Origin of the sequence: Propioniciclava sp. (genome assembly GCF_047602245.1) — a bacterium.
In the GTDB taxonomy this organism is placed as follows: domain Bacteria; phylum Actinomycetota; class Actinomycetes; order Propionibacteriales; family Propionibacteriaceae; genus Propioniciclava.
This window is the reverse complement of sequence record NZ_JASGHT010000001.1, coordinates 2520486-2542214: the sequence shown is the minus strand read 5'-3', so window position 1 is coordinate 2542214 and position 21729 is coordinate 2520486. Positions and strand designations below refer to the sequence as shown.

Here is a 21729-nt window from a genome sequence, read left to right as displayed (position 1 = left end):
AATGATCCCGAAATCGGCCTACCTACTCGCCGCCATCCGGCGTATCGCGACCACAGGGCCCGCCCCGGCGGCAGAGGGTGAGGGTGCCTGGGGGTGGGGAACCGTGGTGTCTCTCACCCCGCTCCGGATCAAGCTGGACGCCGACCACGGCGAAGTCATGCCCTTCGCCCCATCATGCCTCGTCCTGCCGGACGAGGTCGGACAGCGAGTGTGGGTCCAGACCCTCGGCCAGCGCGTCATCATCCACGGCATCAGCCGCGGTGAGGCCGCCCAGCCGACGGCGCCGACGACATCGGTGAAGGCCGCGACGTGGAACATCAAGTACGCGTTCGACGACACCTCTGGACCACGGGCCTGGGCCGTCCGGAAGCCCCTGCTGGCCGCCAGCGTGCGCGCCTCCGGAGTCAGCGTGCTGGCAATCCAGGAGATCGCCTACCAGGGCACTCAGCAGGACACCGGCATCGAACTCGCGGCAGCGATCGGCGCCGCGTGGCGCTCGTTGTCGTTCGGGACTCGCCGCGGCGTGGTGTTCGACGCAGGAGTGTGGGATTGGACCGGGTTCGGCGCACGCTACGGCCAGGAGGGCGTGTGGGTGCTCCTCCGTCATCGCGCGGACGGCACCAGGGTGATCTTCGCATCCGACCACTGGCACCCCGACGATGCGGCCGTGCGGCTCTCCCAAGCACGCGCGGCTCGGAGTGCGCTCATCGATGTGAGCCGGACCCACCGGGCGAGCGTTGTGCTCGGATGCGACACCAACGACTACGGCGCGACTCAGGGCCAGCCGCGCGCTGCCATGTGCGCCGATGGCGCCTTCGGGGATCTGTGGCAGGCCCTGCCTGGGGCGTCCGGGCAGAGCCTGCCCACGTGGACCGACTGGCTTACCGGCCCACCGTTTCCTGCAGCCGGTCAATCGCGTGCCGAGAAGCTGGACACCATCTTCGTGTCGAGCGGAGCCACATTCACCGCGGGCGGGATCTTCAACGCCACCCCGCCATTCCCCACCCCGGCGCCGTCGGACCACCACCTGATCACCGCGTCGATCAACGTGGCCGGCACCGCGGCGCCGGACCTCCGCCAGGACACCGGATGGCGCCCTCACGGCGGTACCCTCGCGAACGGCTACACACAGGCCGACGACGACCCGGTGATGTACCGCATCCGGGACGGCGTCTGCTTCTGGCGCGGTCGCGTCACCCGCATGGCTGGCGCCACCACGGGGAACATCATCACCGGCTTAGCCGCAGAAGCCCGCCCCACCACAGGACAGGCCCTGTCGATCGCGCACGGAGACCTCGACCTCGGCACCCTCTCGGTCGGGGCCTACCCGGACGCCGGCGGATCGCTGTGGGCATGGGCTCACGCGTGGACATCGCCCGGCATCACATCCTTCCGCCTCGGCGGCTCCTACCCACTCTCGTAGCACCCCGATGCTCACACCCGAGCTGATCATCGCTGCAGCCACCGCGCTCACCGCGCTCACCGGTGCTCTCGGCGCACTGGTCAAGCAGGCAGCCGAGTCGGCGAAGATCAGGGCCGAGTCCGAGAAGACCCGTGCCGAGATCGAAGCCGTGCGCGCTGACCTCCAGCAGTCCGCGCTCATCATCACCGCGACCCACCATCAAGTCGTGCCGAACGGCGGTGGATCGCTGATGGACTCCTCCGCTCGAACAGAGGTGAAACTCGACGAAGTCCTGGCGGCTCTCGCCGACCAGCGAGACCATCTCGGCCGGCTCGACGAGAGCGCGCGCAACACGGCCGCCGACGTCCGAGGCCTCCGCCGCGACGTCGGCCGGCTCGCCGACGCCGACCAGCAACTCGCAGCCGCGGATCATGCAGCCCGCGAGGCAGCCGCGAAAGCACACGATGCGCTCAACCGGCGCATCGATGAGATCGCCGCCCGCCCATAGCCCGCGACCCCCGTTCGCCACGCAGACCCGTACCCATGCCCCGAGGAGGCACCCGTGACCCTGACCATCAGGCCCCGCACCACGTGGGGCGCGAAAGCCGCCACCCGAACCACCCGCATGCCGTGGGGCAAGGTCGTCGACGCCGCCCTGCACTGGCCCGGCGCCGAGAAGACCGCTCCCACGACGGACGCCGAGGTCGGCGCGAGGCTCCGTCAGTACCAGGCGTTCCACCAGAACAGCCGAGGATGGAGCGACATCGCCTACAACCATGCCGTCGATACGCGCGGCAACGCCTATGAGCTGCGCGGCTTCGACCGCCAGGACGGCAGCATCTCCGGCCGAGGTGGCCGCGTCTACAGCGTGCTCTACCTCGACGGCACCGGCACCGAGGTCACCCCGGCCGCCCAGCGCACCATCCTCGCGCTGGTTGCCGAAGCCGACCGGCGCGCCGGACACCGCCTCGCCCGCATCGGCCACCGTGACCGGTCATCCACCGACTGCCCCGGCAAGGGCGCCTACAAGTGGGTCCGCGCCGGCTTCCCCACACCCAACACCACCCTGAAACAGGAGGACATCATGGCCACTCTCGACGACGTCAAGACCGCGGTCGACACCGCTTTCGACCGCTTCCTCGATCGCCGCATCACCGTCAGCGGCGACGACCCCGACCGCTCGTGGGAAACCACGATCCGCGGCTCGCTCGCCCTCGCCGCCGAAACCGGCAAGGTATCGATGCCCGGCATCGGCCCGATGCGCACCGACGACGCCATCACCCACCTGGCAACCAAGACCGACATCGCCATCGAGCTGCTGCTCAAGATCACCGACCTCCTCGCCGACCTCATTGCGCCCGACAACACGCCGGACACCCCTGACGGCACGCCGCCCCACGCGGCCTGAGTCGTGCCGGGACCTCGCCGCACCACCGCACGGGGCCTCGGCACCCCCTCCCCAACCCTTTCGAAGGAGTCCCTCCCATGGAGCCCATCACCCTGCTCACCCCCGCCGCCATCATCGCCCTGGTCACGCTCCTGCGCGACGTCGGGCTGCCGCCGAAGCTCGCACCGTTCGCGGCAATCGGGATCGGCGTCGCGCTGTCCGCCGCCACCCAGCTGTGGGGCGACAACACCCTGTGGCAGGCCGCCACCCACGGCCTGCAGCTCGGCCTCGCCGCCTCCGGCATCTACGACGCCGCGAGACTCGTCGGCGGCAAGCTCCAGCCCACCGAGCGCACCCCCTGAGGAGTACGGGCCGGGCTTTGCCCGGTCCCACCCCCGCCCGACATGGCCCCGCCCTCTCCGGAGGGCGGGGCCATCGTCTGCGTTCGGAGTCCGCGGGAAGTCCGCAAGATTGCCGAAAGTAACCAGAGTCAGCCGTGCATGTCGAGCCGCTGTTCACCTGGTCAACCCAAGGTTGCCGAGGATGTCCAACCCCACCAAAGACGGGAGGAGAGTTCGAAATGTACTTCGACCTCTGATCGGCCCACGAAGCCCCTCGGTGACGGCAACGTCCCCGAGGGGCTTCGTCGTGTCCGCGTCCAAAATCGGCAACGACCCCGAGGACTTCGTCGTGTCTGCGCCCATATCAGCAACGACCCGGGGGCGTCGTGCCTGGGTGGCTAGTCGCCCGGTTTACGCACAGTCGCCCGGGTTGAGCACGTTCGCCCGCCACACCGCCCGGTGTAGTCACCGTCGCCCGGGTTGCACCCCGGGCGACAGCACGGAAACCGGGCGACAAGTACGACGACACCGAGGGAGTTGCCCGTGAGCGGACTCGCCCTCCGTCGGTGGTGAAGAACGTGAGAAGAACCGGGCCGGTAGTCCAACCCGATTGTTCTCATTTCTCCACGTCCAAGGGCAGACAGGCGCCGGAAGGAAGGCGCCCGCACAGCCCGCCATCCGGCCACGCCGCGCCTCTCGACGATCAGGCTAAAGTCTCCTTGTGATGTCGACGCCGGTGTGGGAGCAGTACATGGCTCCGTCGTTGCGAGTGCTGTCGGACGGACAAATCCATCGCGGGCGCGAGATCGTCGAGGCTGCAGCCGATTTGCTCGGCCTCACCGCCGAACAGCGCCAGGTTATGATCCCCTCCGGGAAGGAGCAGTACCGCAACCGGGGTACTTGGGCCCTGTCATACCTGTCACGCGCGGAAGCCATCGAACGCCCCACCCGGGGTCACTATCAGATCACCGAAACCGGCCGAAAGCTGCTTATCGCGCATCCCGACGGCATCACCGAGAAGCACCTGCACGCGCTGTACGGCGAACGAGGCACTCCTCGTGCCAGAAGACGCCTCTCTCAGAACTCCACCCCCACCGAGGCGCCATTCGAGATAGAAGAGGCGACGGCGCTCGATCCCGACGAACAGATCGCAGCAGGCATCGCTCGCATCACCAGCGACGTCGTCGATCAACTCCTCATCCGCATCATGGGCCGTGAGCCGGTATTTTTCGAACAGGCCGTCCTCGATCTGCTTCTCGCCATGGGCTACGGCGGAGCGGAAGGATCAGCGACGCGCACGCAACTGTCGAACGACGGCGGAATCGACGGGATCATCGATCAGGATGCACTCGGGCTAAGCCGAATCTATGTCCAGGCCAAGCGCTATTCCGCCGACAGTGTCATCGGGCGACCCGCCATCCAAGCTTTCGTCGGCGCCCTCGCCGGTCAGCAGGCGAACCAGGGTGTGTTCATCACGACGAGTCGCTTCAGCGCAGACGCCACAATGTACGCTGCACAGGTGCCTGCCCGGGTTGTCCTGATCGACGGCGACCGTCTCACCAGGCTGATGATCCGCTACGGCGTCGGCGTCCAGGTGAAACGCACGATCAAGATCGTCGAGATCGACGAGGACTTCTTCGAGTAAGAGCCAGCCCCTCCGGGCTACCCACTACTGCCGGACGACCACCTTGACCACGTACGATGTCACCATGGTCGACAAGGCGCTGCTTGAGCGGGTGATGCAGTTGGATGAGCACTCCCGCCTTGAACTGCGGGACGCCATAGAAGAGTCCGTCGGCCTGTCGGCCCTGTCGCCGGAGGATCAAGCGCTGCTTGATGAACGGGTCGCAGAGGACGATGCGGCGGACTGGAACGACTACCCCACGCTGGCAGCGGACGAGGCCGAGGTTCGCGCACGCCGGCGAGTAGCGTGACATACGTTGTCCGGCTCGGCCCGAACGCCCGGCGCGACCGCGACCGGATCGTCGCTTGGTACGACGACCCCGAGCGCCGCCAAGGTGATCGATTCCTGGACGCCTTCTACGAAGCGGCCCACCAGTTGGAGCGGCAACGCTACTCGGGCACATCATCCAAGGTGACGTCCGGAGTTGGCACCTGCCAGGGTTCCGGTATCGGCTTTGGTACCGGGTAGACCACGACCTCCGACTCGTACGCATCATCGCGGTGGTGGGCGACAGGCAGGACCACGGACAGTTCGGTGATCGTCTTCGCTAGCTATGGCAGGCCCTCATCGCGCGAGGAACAAGGTGAAGTCCGGGCCTCCGCTGGATCTCGTCCGGTTCGCAGACAAGTCGATGCGGAACCCGATCCCCACCAGGGGCACCGTGGCTAGTCGCCCGGTTTACGCACAGTCGCCCGGGTTGAGCACGTTCGCCCGCCACACCGCCCGGTGTAGTCACCGTCGCCCGGGTTGCACCCCGGGCGACAGCACGGAAACCGGGCGACAAGTACGACGACACCGAGGGAGTTGCCCGTGAGCGGACTCGCCCTCCGTCGGTGGTGAAGAACGTGAGAAGAACCGGGCCGGTAGTCCAACCCGATTGTTCTCATTTCTCCGGTTGCGGGACGCGCGTAGTGACGTAGACTGATAGCAAATGAGCTGACTGATATCAGCAGGGAGGTGCGATGCCCGCGATCACGGTGCGGAATCTGTCCGCAGAAACCCACCGCGCGCTCAAAGCGCGCGCCGCCGCGCATGGCCGCAGCACCGAAGCCGAGGTGCGAGAGATCCTCGACGCCGCGGCGGCCGAAGGTCCCCGCCTCGGCACGTTGCTCGCATCGATCGGACGCGAAGCGGGTGGGGTCGACCTACCGATCGTCCGCGACCAGACTCCACGTGAACCGATCGATCTCTCATGATCCTTCTCGACACGAACGTGGTGTCGGAACCGCTGCGCCTATCACCGCACCCTGGCGTGGTGACGTGGCTCGACGCCCAGCATCCGGCCACGCTCTATCTCTCGGCAATCAGCGTCGCTGAGATCCGCTATGGCATCGCTTCACTGCCCGTCGGAAAGCGTCGCACCACACTTGCTGATCGCTTCGAACGCGACGTCCTTCCCGTCTTCGACGTCAGGATTCTGAGCTTCGACGAACCGGCCGCCGACCACTACGCCGCCATGCGGGCCGAGATGCGGTCGCGCGGCCGCGCCATCGGGGATCTCGACGCCATGATCGCAGCCATCGCCCTCTCGCGGCGGCTCACGATATCCACCCGAGACACGACGCCCTTTCTGGACGCCGGACTCAAGGTGATCAACCCGTTCAATGGGGCGGAGTTGACGTCCCGCCAGTCACATCCAAGCTGATCCAGATCACCACCATCCTCCAGCACGTCGTCGACAGTGACACCCAAGCACATGTGAAACCACCGTTCGCCTACGTGCTCGCCTGACCGGCACCTTCTGATCGCGTCAGCCGCCCACCGCCGCGGGACGGTCGGTCGCCGAGTACGCCGACCATGATCCCGGGTAGAGGCGGGCCTGTCCGAGGCCTGCGTATTCGATGGCGAGCAGGTTGTGACAAGCGGTTACTCCTGAGCCGCAGTAGACGATGGCGTCGCGATCCGGGGTCACGCCGACCGCCTCGAAGCGGGCTCGCAGCGCCTCGGGTGCCAGGAAGTGACGGGCGGCGTCCAGGTTGCCGCCGAACGGCACGTTGACCGCACCCGGAATGTGACCGGCTCGCGGATCGATGGGTTCGGTGTCGCCGCGGTAGCGCTCGGGTGCGCGGGCGTCGATCACCACGGCGTCCGCGGCACCGGCGGCCTCATCCATCGTCGCCAGCCGATCGAGCGGCCAATCGCGAGCGGTGAACGTCCCGGCGGCAACGGGCGATCCCTCGCCGGTCACCAGATCGCCGTCCCAGGCAGCGAGCCCGCCGTCGAGCAGGGCCGCCTCGACGCCGAGAACGCGGAGCATCCAGACCAGGCGTCCGGCGGACATCCCGCCCGCGCCGTCGTAAGCGACCACCACGGAATCATCCGAGATGCCCGCCGCACGCATGCCGGCCGCGAAGACGTCAGGATCAGGCAACGGGTGACGGCCGGCCTGGGGCGTCGCCGGTGCGGCGAGCACGGCGTCCAGATCGACGAAGACCGAACCGGGGATGTGACCCGAGGTGTGTGCGGCGAGTCCGGAGCGCCCGTCGAGGTACCAGCGGACGTCGGCGATCACCGCCTCGGGATGGTCGGCGAGCCAAGAGACGGAGACGACGGGTGCGATCACAACGCGAGCCTAACGCCCTCGAAGGCGGATCAGATCGGCAGGCGCTTGAAGATCGGCGCGGGAATGTGCTGCAGCACGTGCATGACCAACTCGAACGCGGGCGGCGTCCAGATGATCGACTTGCCCTTGCGGGCGGCGTCCACCACCAGACGGGCCAACTCGTCGGGGTTGATGGTGAGCGGCGCCTCCTTGACATGCGCCGACATGCGCGTGCGCACCTGCCCCGGGCGCACCACCAGCACCTTCACCCCCGACGACTCCAGGGCCTGGCCAAGGTTGGTGTAGAAGCCGTCGAGGCCGGCCTTGGTCGAGCCGTAGACGAAGTTCGACCGGCGCACCTTCAACCCGGCCGCCGAGCTCATCGCGATGATCTGCCCGAACCCTTGGGCCTTCATCCGCTGCCCGAGCAGGACGCCGACGCTCACCGCGCCGGTGTAGTTGATCTGCGCGGCGGCGACGGCCTTGGCCTGGTTCTGCCACTGTTCCTCGTTGTCACCGAGGATGCCGAAGGCGACGATCGCCACATCCACGTCTCCGCCGGCCCAGGCCTGCTCGATGAAGGCCGGGTGCGCATCAAAGTCGGTCGCGTCGAAGTCGTAGGCCTCGACGCCGGTCGCACCCTGGTGCCGCAGCGCGTTCACGGTCGCCTCGGTGCGGTCGTCACCGGGCTGCACGCCGAGGATCACCCGCGCCGGCGCGTGCGAGAGGTACTCCCCCACGATCGCCAGCCCGATCTCGGAGGTGCCGCCGAGCAGCAGGATGGTGCGGGGATTGCCGGTTGCGTCGATCACATCAACTCCAGTCGTCGGGCCATGTCGGAGGCGAACACACCGGTCGGGTCGATGGCGCGCCGGGTGGCGATCCACGAGCCGATCTCGGGGTACATCGCGTGGAAGGTGGACGCCTGCGTGCGGGAGTCCTTGGAGGTGTAGAGGCGTCCGCCGAACTCCAGGATGCGGGCGTCCAGCCCGGCCAGGAAGTCGGACAGGCCTGCCTTGATCGGGAAGTCGACGCACACATTCCAGCCGGCCATCGGGTACGACAGCGGCGCGCGGTTTCCTTCACCGAACAGCTTGAACACATTCAGGAACGAGTAGTGCCCGGACGCCTGGATCGAGGCGATGATCCGCTTGAATTCCTCGACCGCCGACGGCGGCACCACGAACTGGTATTGCAGGAATCCGTGCGAACCGTAGGCCCGGTTCCATTCACCGAACATGTCCAGCGGATGGTAGAAGCCGGTGAGGCTCTGAATCTTGTTGGTATACGTGCCCGATTTCGCGAACCACGCCTGGCCGAGCAACCCGAAGGTGAGCTTGTTCGCCAGCCCGTTGGGAAAGACGTCCGGCAGCGTCACGAACGTTTTGCCGTTGAATTCCAGCGGACGATCGGCGAGCTTGGGCGCGTACTCGCGCAGTTCGTCGAGGGTGGCCAGCGAGCCGCGGCTGATCGCCGCGCGGCCCAGTTTCGGTGCCGGCGCGATGGCGTCGAACCAGGCACTGGAGTAGTCGTAGCGGGATTCGGATCCATCCGAGTGCACCGCGATCGTCTCGTCGAGGGTGTGCGTGACGACGCCGTCGGCGAGGAACCAGGCCGTCTCGGTGCGGGTCATGTTGAGCGTGACCCGGACGATGATGCCGGTCAGCCCGATGCCGCCGACGGTCGCCCAGAACAGTGCGGCGTCCGGGTCGTCGGCGCTGCCCTCGGGCGTGAGGGTGAGGACGCGGCCGTCCGCCACCAGCAGATCCATGGACGCCACGTGGTCGCCGAAGCTGCCGGCCGAATGGTGGTTCTTACCGTGCACGTCGTTGCCGATCGCGCCGCCGACCGTCACCTGGCGCGTGCCCGGCAGCACCGGCACCCACAACCCGTACTGCAGCGCGGCCTTCATCAACTCATCGAGGCTGACGCCGGCTTCGACGGTGACCTGGGCGTTATCGGGGTCGATGTTCAGGATGCGGTCGAGCGCGGTCATGTCGACCACCAGTCCCCCGCCGTTCTGCGCCACATCGCCGTAGCTGCGGCCGAGCCCGCGGGCCAGTACCCCGCGCCCCTGACCGGACGCCCGGCGCTCGGCTTCGCGGGCCACCGCCTGGGCGATCACGTCCACGTCGGGGGTGCGCAGCACGTGCGCCGTCGATGCCGCCGTGCGCCCCCAGCCGGTCAGTCTCGTCGGGGTGGTCGTCAAGGTGGTGTCGCTCACTCGTCCCAGGGTAGTCGCGCCGGGGAGGCCCGGTGCGTGAGGCGCCTCAGATGGTCAGGATGCATCCCCGGTTTCCGTGCCGTTCGTGGTCGGCCCCCACCTCGTGCTCCGACCACGCACCGGGGCGCTCAAGCAGGACCCATGGTGGTGGATTCGACACCCCAGAAGACGCGGTCCATCACTTCGCGCGAGCGGCGGGCCGCGCGCGTCCAGGCATCGATGAACATCGACGTCTCACCCTTGTCGTAGCCGAGCATCTCCGCGACGGCGGAGCGTTCCCGCGCGTCGGTCGGGATAGTGTCGAGCGGACGCCCGCGCAGCAGCATGGTCGCGTTCCGGATCCGGGACGCCAGGGTCCAGGCGTCGCGCAGTGCTTCGGCGTCCTCGGCCGAGATCAGTCCGGCGGCCTCTTCGGCGGCGAGCGCGTCGAGGGTGCGCGGCGTCCGGATCGACGGCACATCGTGGCCGTGTTCGAGCTGCAGCAGCTGGATGCACCATTCGACGTCGGTCAGCCCGCCGGGGCCGAGTTTGACGTGGCGGCGCGGGTCTTTGCCGCGCGGCATCCGCTCGTTCTCCATCCGCGCCTTCAGCCGGCGGATGTCGGTGATCTGCCGTGAGGAGAGTCCGCCGAGCGGGTAGCGCAGCCGGTCGACGACCGCGAACAGGGACGCCGACAGTTCCGGATCGCCGGCCCCGTGCGAGGCGCGCACCAGCGCCTGCGCCTCCCAGGTGGACGCCCATTTCTCGTAGTAGGCGGCATATGAATCCAGGGTACGCACCATGGCGCCACTCTTGCCCTCGGGGCGCAGATCCAGGTCGAGCTCGACGGCCGGGTCGTGCCCGGGCTGGCGCAGCAGTTCGCGCAGCCGGGTGATCACCTTGATCGCCCGCGCCAGCGCCTCGGCCCCCAGACCGTCCGGAATGACGACCATGCCGTCGGCGTCCGAGGCGTACGACAGTTCCTGCCCGCCCCAGCGCCCGAGCGCGATGATGGCCATCGGCGGCATCTCGTCGATGCCGCGCTTGGCGACCTCCAGCGCGGCGTCCAGGGTGGCGGCCATCACCTCGCTCAAGCCGAAGCCGACCTCGGTGATGTCGGCTTGGCCGAGCAGGTCGGCGATGGCGATCCGGAGCAGTTCCTTGCGGCGCACCGCGCGGATCGCCTCGACCGCATTCCTCGGGTCGTCGTGCCGGCGCGCGCTGAGCGTCATCTCGTGCAGCATCTCGTCGCGGCCGCGCAGCTCGACCGTCCGCGCGGCCAGCAGGTGTGCGGTGTGCGGGGCACGCAGCAGCAGGTCGACCGCGTACCGGCTGGACGCCAGGACGCGGGCCAGGTTCTCGGCCATGGCGTCCTCGTCGCGGAGCGCGCGCAGGTACCAGGAACTGCTGCCCAACTCGGTCGAGACCTGCCGGAACGCCAGCAGGCCATGGTCGGGGTTGGGGCCGGCGGCGAACCAGCCGAGCATTGCGGGCAGCAACTGCCGCTGGATCTCGGCCTGGCGCGACATGCCCGTCGACAGCGCCTCGATGTGCCGCAGCGCCGCCTTGGTGTCGTTGAAGCCGAGCGCGCGCAGCCGCACCTCGGCGGCCTCGGAGGTGAGCCGGACGGCTTCGGTCGGGATCCGGGAGACGGCCTCCAGCAGCGGCGAGTAGAAGATGCGCTGGTGCAGGCGCAGCACCTTGCGGGTGGACGCCCGCCACCGCTTGGTCAGCGTCGCGGCGTCCACCAACCCGACACTGCGCGCGATCCGGCGCAGGTGGATCTCGTCGGTCGGCATCAGGTGGGTGCGGCGCAGGTTGAACAGCTGGATGCGGTGCTCCAGCACCCGCTGCAACCGGTAGGCGTTCTCCAGCTCGCGGCCGTCCGCGCGCCCCACATAGCCCGAATCGACCAGGGCGTGCAGCGCGTCGAAGGTGCCGCGCATCCGCAGCCGCTCGTCGGCGCGTCCGTGCACCAACTGCAGCAACTGCACGCTGAACTCGGTGTCGCGCAGCCCGCCCGCACCCAGCTTGATCTCGTGTTCGGCCTCGCGTTTGGGCAGCAGCGAGATCACCCGTTTGCGCATCGCCTGGGTCTCGCCGACGAACTGCGGATCGTCCGACACCGACCACACCCGGGGCGCGACCAGGGCGACGAACTCCTCACCGAGCGCGCGATCCCCCGCCATCGGCCGGGCCTTGAGCAGCGCCTGGAACTCCCAGTTCTTCGCCCATTTCTCGTAGTAGCTGCCCATGGACGCCAGCGACCGCACCAACTGGCCGGCCTTGCCCTCGGGGCGCAGGTTGGCATCGACCTGCCAGATGGTGCCGGACGCCGTGTGCGCCGAACAGGTCCGCGCGATGGACGCCGCCAGCTTGGTCGCGATCGCGATCGCCTCGTTGCCGGAACAGGCCGGCTCCCCGGCCTCATCAAGGGCGGGTTCGGCGACATAGATGACGTCGACGTCGGAAACGTAGTTGAGTTCACGCGCCCCGCACTTGCCCATCGCGAGCACCGCCAGCCGCACCCGCTCGTGCCCGGCCACCTCTGCGCGGGCCAGGGCGAGCGCGGACTCGACGACGGCGTCCGCGAGGTCGGCAAGTTCGCGCGCGATGCTGTCGACGATCTCGATCGGGTCGGGCGCCGTCAGGTCACGGGCGGCGATGCGCAGCACGGCGCCGCGGTAGGCGACACGCAGGGCGTCCGAGGTGCCCGGGGTGGCGACCGGCGCCGGCGAGGACGGGTCGGCGCCGACCGCGAGCAGCAGTTCGCGGCGCAAGGCGTCCGGCGTGCGCGGGTAGGGGTCGTCGTCGAGTTCGGCGATGGAGCCGGGCGTGACCACCATGTGCTGGTTGAGTGCCACCGAGGCGCCCATCACCCGCGCCACCCGGTGGATGCGCCCAGGATCGGCGAGCACCCGGCAGAAGGCGGCCCGGTGATCGGACGCCAGCCGCGCGAAGCCGCTCATGGCCAGGTCGGGGTCGTCGCTGGCGAGCACCTCGTCGACCAACCGCTCGACGGCGTCCTCGTTCTCGACCGCGTCCATCCAGTCGTCAATGACTTCGACGGCGCGGTGAGGGTCTCCGAATCCTCGGCGAGCCAAGCGTCCCGACGGCGTCGACATCCGATCCATGGGTGCGATGGTAATGCCGCGCGCCGACACTTCGCTCGCTGCCGCGACGCGGTGACGCTGTTCGTTCACGAACTGGTCCCGTGGTTCCGGTTCAGTCCACGTAACGCTTGAGGGCCTTGATGGGCACCATCAGGTGCAGGTCGTCGACGGGCGACTGCAAAAAGTCGCCATTGCGCAGGTAGAAATCCCTCGCTTGATCATCACGGCAGTGAATCAGCACAGCCGCTGCGCCGATGCTGTCACTCAGGACCACAGCACGCAGCAAGGCATCCCGGAGCAGTTCCCACCCCAAGCCCTCACCTTGGCACGATCGATCCACCGCCAGCCGCGCCAACAAGAGGCAGGGGATCAACGGTGGGCGTCCCTTCTGCAGCACGACCGGTGCGCGGTCCTTCCCGTAAGCGGACATCGCGATCGCGTAGTAGGCGACCACCCGTTCACTATCGGTGATGACGTAAGTGGTGGCATTGTTCGCCTGCTGGTTCTGCCACGCGTACTTGATCAGCCAATCATCCAGTTCGTTGGCACCACTGATGAAGCCGGCGCGAACGTCTGTGCGCTGCAGCTTCCGCGGCCGAGAGTACTCAGCCCGCATCGTCCGCGAAGCGCGATCGCCGGGCAAACAGTTGATCGAACTTGCTGGTGGTGGGCAAAGGCGCATCCAGCAGCCGCTCGAACTCGGCGAACCGCTCGTCCGATGCGGTGAACCACCGCCTATCTGCCAGCACTCTCTCGGCCTGCTCGACCGCGCTCCCCAGAACGAAATCTGTGAGCGTCCGATCGGTTGCCTCGGCAGCACGGCGCAACAACGCCTCTTGCCGTTCTGTGGCGCGAAGGTCGATGCGCTGACTCTTCGCGCGTCGGCTGATCCCCGTCGTTGCCACCATCACGCCTCCTCTCGTGTGCACATCGTACGTACATTCGTCCCGCAGATCAAGGCGTCAGCGCGGCACGAATCAGGGCGACGACGCCGAAGGCGACCAGGCCTCCGGCGGCGTACCAGAGCATGTCCTCCCAGGCGAAGGTGGAACCGAACACCCAGCGCAGCGCAGGTGCGGCGCCGACCAGGGTCCGCGGGATCGGCGTGAGCTGCAGAAGTTCGACGGCCACGCTGGCCCCGGTCGCAACGGACGCCGCGACGACCGGACGGACCGCGGGCCACACCAGGGCGATCAGCAGCGCGATCAAGACCGTGTAGGCGATCCCGCCGAGTGCGTTGCCCACCCACGGCAGCGACCGCCCCACCATGCCGACGGCGATGGTCGCCACCACCGCCACCCCCACGCGGATCCGCACTCGTCCCCTATTCATGCGTTCCACGGTAGGCGCTGCCTCGGCGGGCTCGTGGAGTGACCGGCAAGCCGCGGACTCGCGGTACACCCCAGGCCCCGCCCGGCAGGCCTATCGCGATCGTGAGACCACACCGCGGCGGAAGGCGGACCATGCGAGCGACCCTGTACGGCGGCGCGCACGACATCACCGTCGGCGAGCGGCCCGACCCGCGCATCGAGCAGCCGACGGACGCCGTGGTGCGCGTCCTGATGGACTGCGTGTGCGGATCCGACCTCTGGTACTACCGCGGGGTGTCCCCGCACGCGCTCGGCCCGATCGGGCACGAGTTCATCGGGATCGTCGAACAGACCGGCGGCGAGGTGCGTGACGTCGCCGAGGGTGATCTGGTGATCGCGCCCTTCCTGTGGAACTGCGGACAGTGCCGCCCGTGCGCGAACGGATGGCCTTGTCATTGCGTGAACGGCGGATCGTTCGGCAATCATCGCCTTGTCGCGGCACGAAACCCGCCAACAGGTGGCGCGCGCGTTCGGCGCCACCGACATCGTTCCCGAGCGCGGCCAGGACGCCGTCGACCGCATCCGCGATCTCACCGATGGCTACGGTGCGGACGCCGTGATGGAATGTGTCGGCACCGGCCAGTCCATGGACACTGCCTACAAGATCGCCGCCGTCGGCTCGACCGTGGGCTCGGTCGGCGTCCCGCACGACGTCACCCTGCCGGTGAGCACGATGATCTTCCGCAACCTCGGCTTCTCCGGCGGGGTCGCGCCGGCCCGCAAGTACATTCCCGACCTGCTCCCCGATGTGCTGTCGGGCGCGATCAATCCCGGGCTGGTGTTCGACTTCGAGACCGATCTCAACCACGTCGCGGACGCCTACCGCGCCATGGACGAACGCCGAGCGATCAAGTCCCTCGTCCGGATGAACGGCTGACCTCCCCTAGCCGGCGTAGACCTCTTTCGCCATCCGGAACGCCGCCCACGCCTTCGGCCAGCCCGCATAGAACGCGGCATGGGTGAGCAGTTCGGCCATCTCCTGCGCGGTCACGCCGTTGCTCTGGGCGCGCTCGATGTGGTGCCGGAGCGACCCGTCAAGTACACCGCTCGCCATCAGGGCGGTCACGGTGATCATGCTGCGATCGCGAGGGGAGAGTTCCTCCTCGCGGCTCCACACCTCACCGAACAGGACGTCGTCGTTGAGTTGGGCGAACTTCGGCGCGAACTCGCCCAGGGAGTCGCGGCCCGCGGTTACCTTCTGCATCGTTGCTGCCTTTCGATCACTTGCCGCTGTAGACCGGGAAGAAGCTGTGCTCGCCATAGTCGGTGTGCTCAAGGTTCTTCAGCGCCGCCATGTCGTCGGCGGAGATCTCGAAGTCGACCTGGGCATTGGCGCGCATGTGCTCGGGGTTTCCGGTCTTCGGCAACGACTGGGTGCCGAGCTGCAGCGTGTAGCGGATGCACAGCTGCGGGACGCCGACGCCGTATTTCGCGGCCATCGCGGCCACCTCCGCATTGCCGAGGATCGCGCCGTGCGCGATCGGCGAGTACGCCTGCACCAGGATGTTCTGGGCCGCGCAGTAGTCGAGCAGTTCGGCGGGCGTGTTGCCCGCGTGCACCAGCAGCTGGTTCACCTGCGGGGCGACCGTGCAGGCGTCCAGGATGTTCTCCAAGTCGGGCCGGGTGAAGTTCGAGACGCCGATCGCGCGTAGCTTGCCTGCGGCGTAGGCGTCCTCAAGCGCGCGCCAGGCCTCGCGGTTGCCTTCGGCGTAGTCGCCGCCGCGGAAATCGCTCCACGGCTGCGGGCTGTGGATCAGCATCAGGTCGACGTAGCCGAGTCCCATCGTGGCCAGCGAGCCGTCGATGGCGGCGACCGCCGCGTCATAGTCCTTGATCTCGGCGGCCAGTTTGGTCGACACGAACAGTTCCTCGCGCGGCACGCCGCAGGTGCGGACGCCTTCGCCCACCCCGCGCTCGTTGCCGTACGCCTGCGCGGTGTCGATGTTGCGGTAGCCGATCGCGACGGCGTCCCGGACGGCCTGCGCGGCGACCGCGTCGTCGATGAACCAGGTGCCCAGCCCCAGTCGGGGGATCTCGACGCCGTTGGCCAGGGTGTAGCTCTCGTGGAGGATCATGCGTTTCTCTCTCCTGTTTCGGGTTGCGTCTACTTCAAGGTGGCGTAGTGCTCGTCGGTGACCGGCTCCAGCCATTCGTTGCTGGTGTTCTCGCCGGGCACCGCGATGGCGAGGTGGCTGAACCACGCGTCGGCCTTGGCGCCGTGCCAGTGCTTCTGCCCGGCCGGAATGCTCACCACCGAGCCCGGTTCCAGGCTGACCGGCTCCTCGCCGTCCGCCTGGTACCAGCCGCTGCCCGCGGTGCACAGCAGAATCTGCCCGCCTCCGGAGGTCGCGTGGTGGATGTGCCAGTTGTTGCGGCAGCCGGGCTCGAAGGTGACGTTCGAGACGGCGACACCCTCGGTGGTGAGCGGCGCCAGGTAGCTCTGGCCGATGAAGTACTGCGCGTAGGCGTCGTTGGTTGCCCCGCGCGGGAAGATGCTGTCGAATCGGTCAGCCATGGGTTGGTCCTTCCGTTGGTTTCTTCGTGAGATCGGTGGTGGCGGACGCCTGCGCGCGCTCCCCGCGCCCGTGCGCGTCCGCGGCCGTCCAACTGGCCAGCAGGTTCAGCCGTTCCTCGCTGACCGACCCCGGCTCGGCGGTGTAGATCAGGAACGACAGGCCGGGTTCAGCGGTCAGTTCGAGTCCTTCGTAGGTCAACGTGAGGTCGCCGACCAGGTGATGCCGGAAGTGCTTGGTGCCCGAGCCATGGCGGCGGACGTTGTGCGCGCCCCACCGCGTCCGGAACTCATCCGAACGCGTGGACAACTCACCGACCAGGTCGTGCAACTGCTTGTCGCGCGGATCCCGTCCCGCCTCGGTGCGCAGGATGGCGACGGTGACATCGGCGGCCGGCGGCCAGTCGGGATAGAAGTCGCGGGAGCGCTCGTCGAGGAACTGGAACCGGGCCAGATTCCCCTCGCCGGGACCGTCGAACACCTGGTCGTAGAAGGCGCGGCCGAGCGCATTGGTGGCCAGGACGTCCATCCGTCCGTTGCGGACGAACGCCGGACCGGCCGTGATCGCCTCCAGCGCGCGGAGCAGGCTCTCGCGCGCCACCCACTGCTTCGGCTTGCGGCGCCGCACCGGCTCCACTCCCCCGTGCGCGACCCTCGCCAGATCGAACAGGTGCTCGCGCTCGGCGTCGTCCAGCCGCAGTGCCCGCGCGACCGCTTCGAGGACGCCGTCGGACACCCCCGCGAGGTGGCCGCGCTCGATCTTGGAGTAGTACTCGATGCTGACGTCGGCGAGCATGGCGACCTCGCTGCGCCTCAGCCCGGCCACGCGCCTGGTGCCCGAGGCGGCGATGCCGGCTTGGTCGGGGGTCAGTTTCGCGCGGCGGGACATGAGGAACTCGCGCACTTCGTCCCTGTTGTCCACGGCGTCCACGCTACGTCGCCGGCCGCCGATGAGGGATGCTCTCTCGGTACACCCTTCACCAGAGACTCCCTGCGTGCCCCCGTTCGCGATGTGATGGGCTCGGCCTTGCCGACGCGGGCCAGTCGAGCATGCCCGCTCCCCCGACGCCGAGCACCAGCAGGCCGCGTCAGGCCCCCGGTACTCCGCACGAACACCGAGCACGAAAGAAGACGAAAGAAGATGTCATGAGCACCTCCTTCACCGCGGTGTCCGCATCGGCGAACCGGACGCCGTGGGGCACGGTGGGCATGTTCGCGGCGGCGGGATTCTTCACGATGACGACCTCACTGATGACCGCCGGACTACTGCCCGCCATGGCGCGCGAGTTCGGCGTGCCCACCGGCGTGGCCGGCACGCTCACCTCGGTGTTCGCGCTCGCCATCGTGGTGACCGTGCTGCCCGGCACCCGGTGGAGCATGCGGTTCACCCGCCGTGCCGTCGTGGTCGCCACCGTGCTCGCGCTGATCGTCAGCAACCTGATCGTCGCGGCGTCCGGATCGCTGCCGGTGGCGCTGGCGGGACGGTTCCTCGGCGGAGCCTCCCACGGACTGCTGGTCTCGACCATGCCCGCCATCGTCGCCCGGATCGTTCCGCCCCGCGACGCACCCAAAGCGATGGGGATCGCGCTCGCCGGCAACAGCGCCGGCCTCGCCGTGGGCGCACCGCTGACCGCGGTCTTGGCCGGCACGGTGGGTTGGCGCGGCTCGTTCGTGATCGCCGCGGGGTTCGGCGTGGTCGTCGCGGTGGCACTGTTCTTCCTGGTGCCCGTCTTCCGGGTCGATCCCGAGGACTCGGGTTCGGTGCGCGACGCGGTGCGCACCCCCGGCGTCCTGCGGATGGCCGCCAGTTGGGCGACCGTCCTGCTCGGCCACTACGCGGTGCTCACCTTCGTGGCCCCGGTGTTCCTCAACGCGGGCGGCACCGAGGAAACCGTCGGGCTCCCCCTGATGGTGCTCGGCGTCGCCGGCATCGTCGGCGTGCTGGCCGGCGGACGCCTGCGCCCCGCGCGGGTCTTCACCGGCGCGATCGCCACCAGCAGCCTGGTCGCGCTCGCGTTCGTGGTGCTGTGGCTGCATCCGCCGATGCCGGTCGTCTACGCCCTGCTCGTGGTGTGGGGAGCCGGGTCGTCGGCGTCCCTGCTGCTCAATCAGCAGTGCGTCCTGCTCGCCGGGTTCCGGACGCCCGAACTCGCGATGAGCCTCGGCGTCCTGATCACCCAGTTCGGCGTCGCGCTCGGCTCGTCCCTGGGCGGTCTCACCCTGCAAACCCTCGGCCCGAGCACCGTCCCCCTCGCCGGAGCCCTCGCGATCGTCGCCGCACTGCTGATGCTGCCGGGCATGCGCGCCATCCTGACCCGCGCCCTGGCCGAACGGACGGTGGCAGAGACGTCAGAAACTCCGACGCGGTAACGAGCCCGCCCGGCGAAGTGACGAGATGTGTGTCGGCGTCCACGAGGGAATCAAGGCCACCATGCCGGAAACGTCACACGAATCCGCACGCGAAGGCAGCTGGCGCCCGATTCATGTGACGTTTCCGGCGACACGGGGCTACTCGATGCTGTCAGTGCTGATGATCGCATCGCTCCAGCGGTGGATCTCGGCGACTGCACTCACTCGAAGAACGCACGGTGCTCGCGAGTCCACCGGACCCGGTCGGCGGTCGTGTCGAGAAAGCCGGTCTGCTGCCACTCGGCTTGCGGCTGCATGCCCTGCGCGGCGAGCCGGCGGGCCCGGTCCCAGACGGCGTGTTGCTGGGTAACGACCTCGTCCACCAACCCCTCGGCCGAGGCCAGTCCATACGCCTCGGCGAAGAGTTCCAGCCGGCGGCGCCGGTCCGGCGCGCTCGGGTAGGCGAACCACCGCAGACACGACTCGTCGTCGCGGAAGGGCGCCACATACTCGAGCGCATAGGCGACATCGTGAAGCGGACGCCCCGGCCAGGCGTAGTCCCAGTCGATGATGCCGATCGGCTGGACTCCGCGCCACACCAGGTTCCACGGCCCGAAGTCACCGTGCAAAATCAGCTCACCTCCGCCTTCGCCCTCACCCGAGCACCCCGCCCAGCCGGACGCCGCGACGGGACGGAACCCACGAACGGCATCGTGATACTCGCGCAGCAACCGGGCCATCGCCACCAGGCCACGCTCGTCGACGACCTTCGCCCATCCGTCCGTGCCCGACTCGCCGTCGAGGAAGGTGAGCACCTCGCGGCCCTCGTCATCGATCCCCTTCACCCGCGGGCTGTACGGGAACCCGATGGACTCCAGATAGTTCAGCAGTTCATGGACCCTGGCCGACCACGGCTGCAACGGCCTGCGCACGGTGTCGCCAACGCGCACGACGGTGCGGTGCGGTTTGTCCTGCAACATCTCGGGCATCTCCACCGCCCCGACGGTAGCAACAGCCCTGGTCACCAGGTCAGCCCTCTTGGTATCGGCGAAGGTACTCAGCAGGCGGGATGATCATGGGATCGCCGACTCCAGCCTCCAAGAGATCCCGATCACCCGTCACCAGGACATCGCACCGCGCAGCCCTGGCGCCACGGAGCACCGGGCGATCCTTGTCGTCGCGAACGGCCTCCTCATCCGCTGCCGGGGAGTCCGGGGTCACGGCCACGACAGAGAACTCGACGACGGCATCAAGGAACTCCTCAACCACACCACCGCGCGCTGGAAACTTCTTCTGCGTAACGCGCCGAACCTCATCGAGGACGTAGTCAGAGACGACGAGTGAATGCTCGTTCACCACTGAGCGAAAGCACTCCGCCGTCGCGCCGCGAGGCCATAGCGCGGCAGAGATCAGCACGTTGCTGTCGAGGAAGACCTTCATCGGTTCCGAGACTCGGCCCGTAGATCGCTGATGTACTCGGCGATGTCCTCCTCCGAGTCGAATCCGGCTTCCTCCGCCGCGCCCTTCATGGCGTCCTGAACCTTCTTGAGCGCGAACACGGCAGCATTCATCAGCACGACCTGGCCGTTGTCCCAGATCAGCACCAAGCGGTCTCCCGCCTCGACACCCAGCTTCTCCCGGATGTCCTTCGGCAAAGTGATCTGCCCCTTGGACATCACTTTCGCGCCTTCAACGATCGGAGCAGACATGCCATCCTCCTACTTTCCCTACTAGTAGGGTACACATGATCTATCTGCCAACCGTAGTCATGAAGTCTCTTCTAGCGGACGAAGGGGTCAGAGCGGGGCGCGGACCACCGCGAGGGGGTCGTCGGTGGCGGCCAGGCTGCCGAGCAGTTTCAGGCGTTCCTCGCTGGGTGTGCCGGGTTCGGCGGTGTAGCCGAACATCAGCCAATCGGGGTTGGCCGGCAGGTCCATCGCCTCGTAGGTCAGCTCCAGGTCACCGACCAGCGGATGGCAGAAGCGCTTGACGCCGGTGCGATGGTGGCGGACGTTGTGGGCAGCCCAGCGCACCCGGAACGCCTCGCTACGGGTGACCAGTTCACCGATCAGGTCGGTGAGCGGACGGTCGCGCGGGTTCTGCCCGGCATAGCCACGCAGGGTGGCGACCAGTTGGTCGGCGCTGCTCTCCCATTCGGGAAAGAACGTGGCAGCGGCCGGACTGAGGAAGGTGAACCGCGCGGTGTTCCCGCGAGCCTCGGGGTCGTCCAGGATCGGCGCGTACAGCGCGCGTCCGAGCGCGTTCGCGGTGACCGCGTTCATCCGGCGGTCGCGGACCCACACCGCGGCGCCCATCGAGTCGATCAGCCGCTGCAGGCTGGGCCGCACCACCTGATCGCCACGCGACCCCGGACGCCGTCGCGCCGGCCGCGGTTCCGCGGCCCGGGCCAGGTCGTACAGGTGATCGGTCTCGGCCTCATCCAAGCGCAAAGCGCGGGCAATGGCGTCCAGGATCTCGGGTGAGACCCCGCGCAGATCGCCGCGCTCCATCCGCGCGTAGTAGTCGACGCTGATGTCGGCGAGCGTCGCGACCTCTTCGCGGCGCAAGCCGGGGACGCGGCGGCGTCCGCCCCCGATCATGCCCGCCTGCTCCGGGGTGATCCGGTCACGGCGCGACCGCAGGAACGCCGTCACCTCGTCTCGCTGATCCATGCCGCCCACGGTAGGACGCTGTTGGCGATTCTGGGGTGTACTGCCCGTACACCGCTCGCCGGTCTCCGTCCCCTCGCGCGGCCCGCCTGCACCGCGTCCGTCCTTGCCCTGGGCATGGGCCATCGTCCGTTCGCATGCGCCGACCGGCCGTTGC

At 68.3% G+C, this 21729-nt stretch carries 26 protein-coding genes and 1 pseudogene; 12 read left to right on the top strand and 15 right to left on the bottom strand.

Annotated elements, in window-relative coordinates:
* Position 1: 1 nt before the first annotated feature.
* The 9 genes from QM708_RS12035 (at position 2) to QM708_RS11995 (ending at position 6459) form a co-directional block, all read left to right on the top strand.
* Positions 2-1423, top strand: coding sequence for an endonuclease/exonuclease/phosphatase family protein (locus QM708_RS12035; protein WP_415108707.1), 1422 nt, complete (start codon positions 2-4; stop codon positions 1421-1423).
* 7 nt (positions 1424-1430) lie between these two features.
* Positions 1431-1910 carry a hypothetical protein gene (locus QM708_RS12030; RefSeq protein ID WP_415108704.1) on the top strand — a complete coding sequence of 160 codons (480 nt, stop codon included), beginning with the start codon at positions 1431-1433 and terminating at the stop codon, positions 1908-1910.
* Between the two features lie 54 nt (positions 1911-1964).
* Positions 1965-2810, top strand: a complete 846-nt coding sequence (locus QM708_RS12025; protein ID WP_415108701.1) for a hypothetical protein — start codon at positions 1965-1967, stop codon at positions 2808-2810.
* 77 nt (positions 2811-2887) lie between these two features.
* Positions 2888-3151 carry a hypothetical protein gene (locus QM708_RS12020; RefSeq protein ID WP_415108698.1) on the top strand — a complete coding sequence of 88 codons (264 nt, stop codon included), beginning with the start codon at positions 2888-2890 and terminating at the stop codon, positions 3149-3151.
* Positions 3152-3854: 703 nt separating this feature from the next.
* A complete protein-coding gene (locus QM708_RS12015) occupies positions 3855-4775 on the top strand; it encodes a restriction endonuclease (RefSeq protein ID WP_415108695.1) in 921 nt (306 codons plus the stop codon).
* A gap of 64 nt (positions 4776-4839) precedes the next feature.
* Positions 4840-5064, top strand: coding sequence for a hypothetical protein (locus QM708_RS12010; protein ID WP_415108692.1), 225 nt, complete (start codon positions 4840-4842; stop codon positions 5062-5064).
* The gene (locus QM708_RS12005; RefSeq protein WP_415108689.1) at positions 5061-5282 is read left to right on the top strand and encodes a hypothetical protein; all 222 of its coding nucleotides are present in this window, start codon (positions 5061-5063) and stop codon (positions 5280-5282) included. The genes QM708_RS12010 and QM708_RS12005 overlap by 4 nt, the downstream gene beginning before the upstream one ends.
* Positions 5283-5776: 494 nt before the next feature.
* Positions 5777-6010, top strand: coding sequence for a FitA-like ribbon-helix-helix domain-containing protein (locus QM708_RS12000; RefSeq protein WP_415108686.1), 234 nt, complete (start codon positions 5777-5779; stop codon positions 6008-6010).
* Positions 6007-6459, top strand: coding sequence for a type II toxin-antitoxin system VapC family toxin (locus tag QM708_RS11995; protein WP_415108683.1), 453 nt, complete (start codon positions 6007-6009; stop codon positions 6457-6459). The genes QM708_RS12000 and QM708_RS11995 overlap by 4 nt, the downstream gene beginning before the upstream one ends.
* A 105-nt stretch (positions 6460-6564) precedes the next feature.
* Here the strand turns inward: QM708_RS11995 and QM708_RS11990 are convergent, their stop codons facing one another.
* The 7 genes from QM708_RS11990 to QM708_RS11960 all read right to left on the bottom strand — a co-directional run bounded on the left by QM708_RS11990 (position 6565) and on the right by QM708_RS11960 (position 14004).
* Positions 6565-7377, bottom strand: coding sequence for a sulfurtransferase (locus tag QM708_RS11990; RefSeq protein WP_415108680.1), 813 nt, complete (start codon positions 7375-7377; stop codon positions 6565-6567).
* A gap of 29 nt (positions 7378-7406) precedes the next feature.
* Complete coding sequence (locus QM708_RS11985; RefSeq protein ID WP_415108677.1) at positions 7407-8168, bottom strand: decaprenylphospho-beta-D-erythro-pentofuranosid-2-ulose 2-reductase; 762 nt, start codon at positions 8166-8168, stop codon at positions 7407-7409.
* Positions 8165-9580 carry an FAD-binding protein gene (locus QM708_RS11980; protein WP_415108674.1) on the bottom strand — a complete coding sequence of 472 codons (1416 nt, stop codon included), beginning with the start codon at positions 9578-9580 and terminating at the stop codon, positions 8165-8167. Before QM708_RS11980 ends, QM708_RS11985 begins: the two co-directional genes overlap by 4 nt.
* Positions 9581-9708: 128 nt before the next feature.
* Positions 9709-12693, bottom strand: coding sequence for a bifunctional [glutamine synthetase] adenylyltransferase/[glutamine synthetase]-adenylyl-L-tyrosine phosphorylase (locus QM708_RS11975; protein ID WP_415108671.1), 2985 nt, complete (start codon positions 12691-12693; stop codon positions 9709-9711).
* Between the two features lie 91 nt (positions 12694-12784).
* A complete protein-coding gene (locus QM708_RS11970; protein ID WP_415108668.1) occupies positions 12785-13288 on the bottom strand; it encodes a GNAT family N-acetyltransferase in 504 nt (167 codons plus the stop codon).
* Positions 13278-13580 carry a DUF1778 domain-containing protein gene (locus QM708_RS11965; protein ID WP_415108665.1) on the bottom strand — a complete coding sequence of 101 codons (303 nt, stop codon included), beginning with the start codon at positions 13578-13580 and terminating at the stop codon, positions 13278-13280. The genes QM708_RS11970 and QM708_RS11965 overlap by 11 nt, the downstream gene beginning before the upstream one ends.
* 46 nt (positions 13581-13626) lie before the next feature.
* Positions 13627-14004 carry a DUF2809 domain-containing protein gene (locus QM708_RS11960; protein WP_415108662.1) on the bottom strand — a complete coding sequence of 126 codons (378 nt, stop codon included), beginning with the start codon at positions 14002-14004 and terminating at the stop codon, positions 13627-13629.
* A 131-nt stretch (positions 14005-14135) separates the two neighbouring features.
* On the opposite strand from QM708_RS11960, the pseudogene QM708_RS11955 reads away from it, so the two are divergent.
* Together QM708_RS11955 and QM708_RS11950 are read left to right on the top strand one after the other, a co-directional pair.
* Positions 14136-14423, top strand: a pseudogene (locus QM708_RS11955) (alcohol dehydrogenase catalytic domain-containing protein); the annotation flags it as partial.
* Between the two features lie 49 nt (positions 14424-14472).
* Positions 14473-14919, top strand: a complete 447-nt coding sequence (locus tag QM708_RS11950) for a zinc-binding dehydrogenase (protein WP_415108659.1) — start codon at positions 14473-14475, stop codon at positions 14917-14919.
* 6 nt (positions 14920-14925) lie between these two features.
* Here QM708_RS11950 and QM708_RS11945 read toward each other — a convergent pair whose 3' ends face one another.
* From QM708_RS11945 to QM708_RS11930, 4 genes are read right to left on the bottom strand one after another with little or no spacing between them, the layout of a single operon-like run.
* The gene (locus QM708_RS11945; RefSeq protein ID WP_415108656.1) at positions 14926-15246 is read right to left on the bottom strand and encodes a carboxymuconolactone decarboxylase family protein; all 321 of its coding nucleotides are present in this window, start codon (positions 15244-15246) and stop codon (positions 14926-14928) included.
* Positions 15247-15262: 16 nt separating this feature from the next.
* Positions 15263-16117: an aldo/keto reductase gene (locus tag QM708_RS11940; protein ID WP_415108653.1), complete on the bottom strand. Its 855-nt coding sequence runs from the start codon at positions 16115-16117 to the stop codon at positions 15263-15265.
* A gap of 29 nt (positions 16118-16146) precedes the next feature.
* Entirely contained in the window at positions 16147-16557 is a 411-nt protein-coding gene (locus QM708_RS11935; protein WP_415108650.1) for a cupin domain-containing protein, read from the bottom strand.
* Positions 16550-17476 carry a helix-turn-helix transcriptional regulator gene (locus tag QM708_RS11930; protein ID WP_415108647.1) on the bottom strand — a complete coding sequence of 309 codons (927 nt, stop codon included), beginning with the start codon at positions 17474-17476 and terminating at the stop codon, positions 16550-16552. Before QM708_RS11930 ends, QM708_RS11935 begins: the two co-directional genes overlap by 8 nt.
* Positions 17477-17700: 224 nt before the next feature.
* Between QM708_RS11930 and QM708_RS11925 the strand changes: the two genes are divergently transcribed.
* On the top strand, positions 17701-18924 hold the full coding sequence (locus QM708_RS11925; RefSeq protein ID WP_415108644.1) for an MFS transporter: 1224 nt from the start codon (positions 17701-17703) through the stop codon (positions 18922-18924).
* A gap of 200 nt (positions 18925-19124) precedes the next feature.
* On the opposite strand, the gene QM708_RS11920 is transcribed toward QM708_RS11925, so the two are convergent.
* The 4 genes from QM708_RS11920 to QM708_RS11905 all read right to left on the bottom strand — a co-directional run bounded on the left by QM708_RS11920 (position 19125) and on the right by QM708_RS11905 (position 21575).
* Positions 19125-19892 (bottom strand): aminoglycoside phosphotransferase family protein, encoded by a 768-nt coding sequence (locus tag QM708_RS11920; protein ID WP_415111410.1) that lies wholly within the window; start codon positions 19890-19892, stop codon positions 19125-19127.
* A gap of 40 nt (positions 19893-19932) precedes the next feature.
* Positions 19933-20343, bottom strand: a complete 411-nt coding sequence (locus QM708_RS11915) for a putative toxin-antitoxin system toxin component, PIN family (RefSeq protein ID WP_415108641.1) — start codon at positions 20341-20343, stop codon at positions 19933-19935.
* Positions 20340-20612: an AbrB/MazE/SpoVT family DNA-binding domain-containing protein gene (locus tag QM708_RS11910; RefSeq protein ID WP_415108638.1), complete on the bottom strand. Its 273-nt coding sequence runs from the start codon at positions 20610-20612 to the stop codon at positions 20340-20342. Before QM708_RS11910 ends, QM708_RS11915 begins: the two co-directional genes overlap by 4 nt.
* Before the next feature lie 87 nt (positions 20613-20699).
* Positions 20700-21575, bottom strand: a complete 876-nt coding sequence (locus QM708_RS11905; RefSeq protein ID WP_415108636.1) for a helix-turn-helix domain-containing protein — start codon at positions 21573-21575, stop codon at positions 20700-20702.
* Positions 21576-21729: the final 154 nt, after the last annotated feature.

Coding starts and splice junctions, on each gene's coding strand:
- QM708_RS12010 (WP_415108692.1), top strand. CDS start 4,840: ATGGTCGACAAGGCGCTGCTTGAGCGGGTGATGCAGTTGGATGAGCAC.
- QM708_RS12000 (WP_415108686.1), top strand. CDS start 5,777: ATGCCCGCGATCACGGTGCGGAATCTGTCCGCAGAAACCCACCGCGCG.
- QM708_RS11925 (WP_415108644.1), top strand. CDS start 17,701: ATGAGCACCTCCTTCACCGCGGTGTCCGCATCGGCGAACCGGACGCCG.
- QM708_RS12035 (WP_415108707.1), top strand. CDS start 2: ATGATCCCGAAATCGGCCTACCTACTCGCCGCCATCCGGCGTATCGCG.
- QM708_RS12015 (WP_415108695.1), top strand. CDS start 3,855: ATGTCGACGCCGGTGTGGGAGCAGTACATGGCTCCGTCGTTGCGAGTG.
- QM708_RS11905 (WP_415108636.1), bottom strand. CDS start 21,575: ATGGATCAGCGAGACGAGGTGACGGCGTTCCTGCGGTCGCGCCGTGAC.
- QM708_RS11940 (WP_415108653.1), bottom strand. CDS start 16,117: ATGATCCTCCACGAGAGCTACACCCTGGCCAACGGCGTCGAGATCCCC.
- QM708_RS11965 (WP_415108665.1), bottom strand. CDS start 13,580: ATGGTGGCAACGACGGGGATCAGCCGACGCGCGAAGAGTCAGCGCATC.
- QM708_RS11910 (WP_415108638.1), bottom strand. CDS start 20,612: ATGTCTGCTCCGATCGTTGAAGGCGCGAAAGTGATGTCCAAGGGGCAG.
- QM708_RS11995 (WP_415108683.1), top strand. CDS start 6,007: ATGATCCTTCTCGACACGAACGTGGTGTCGGAACCGCTGCGCCTATCA.
- QM708_RS12030 (WP_415108704.1), top strand. CDS start 1,431: ATGCTCACACCCGAGCTGATCATCGCTGCAGCCACCGCGCTCACCGCG.
- QM708_RS11920 (WP_415111410.1), bottom strand. CDS start 19,892: ATGCCCGAGATGTTGCAGGACAAACCGCACCGCACCGTCGTGCGCGTT.
- QM708_RS11975 (WP_415108671.1), bottom strand. CDS start 12,693: ATGGATCGGATGTCGACGCCGTCGGGACGCTTGGCTCGCCGAGGATTC.
- QM708_RS11915 (WP_415108641.1), bottom strand. CDS start 20,343: ATGAAGGTCTTCCTCGACAGCAACGTGCTGATCTCTGCCGCGCTATGG.
- QM708_RS11945 (WP_415108656.1), bottom strand. CDS start 15,246: ATGCAGAAGGTAACCGCGGGCCGCGACTCCCTGGGCGAGTTCGCGCCG.
- QM708_RS11960 (WP_415108662.1), bottom strand. CDS start 14,004: ATGAATAGGGGACGAGTGCGGATCCGCGTGGGGGTGGCGGTGGTGGCG.
- QM708_RS11970 (WP_415108668.1), bottom strand. CDS start 13,288: ATGCGGGCTGAGTACTCTCGGCCGCGGAAGCTGCAGCGCACAGACGTT.
- QM708_RS12020 (WP_415108698.1), top strand. CDS start 2,888: ATGGAGCCCATCACCCTGCTCACCCCCGCCGCCATCATCGCCCTGGTC.
- QM708_RS11935 (WP_415108650.1), bottom strand. CDS start 16,557: ATGGCTGACCGATTCGACAGCATCTTCCCGCGCGGGGCAACCAACGAC.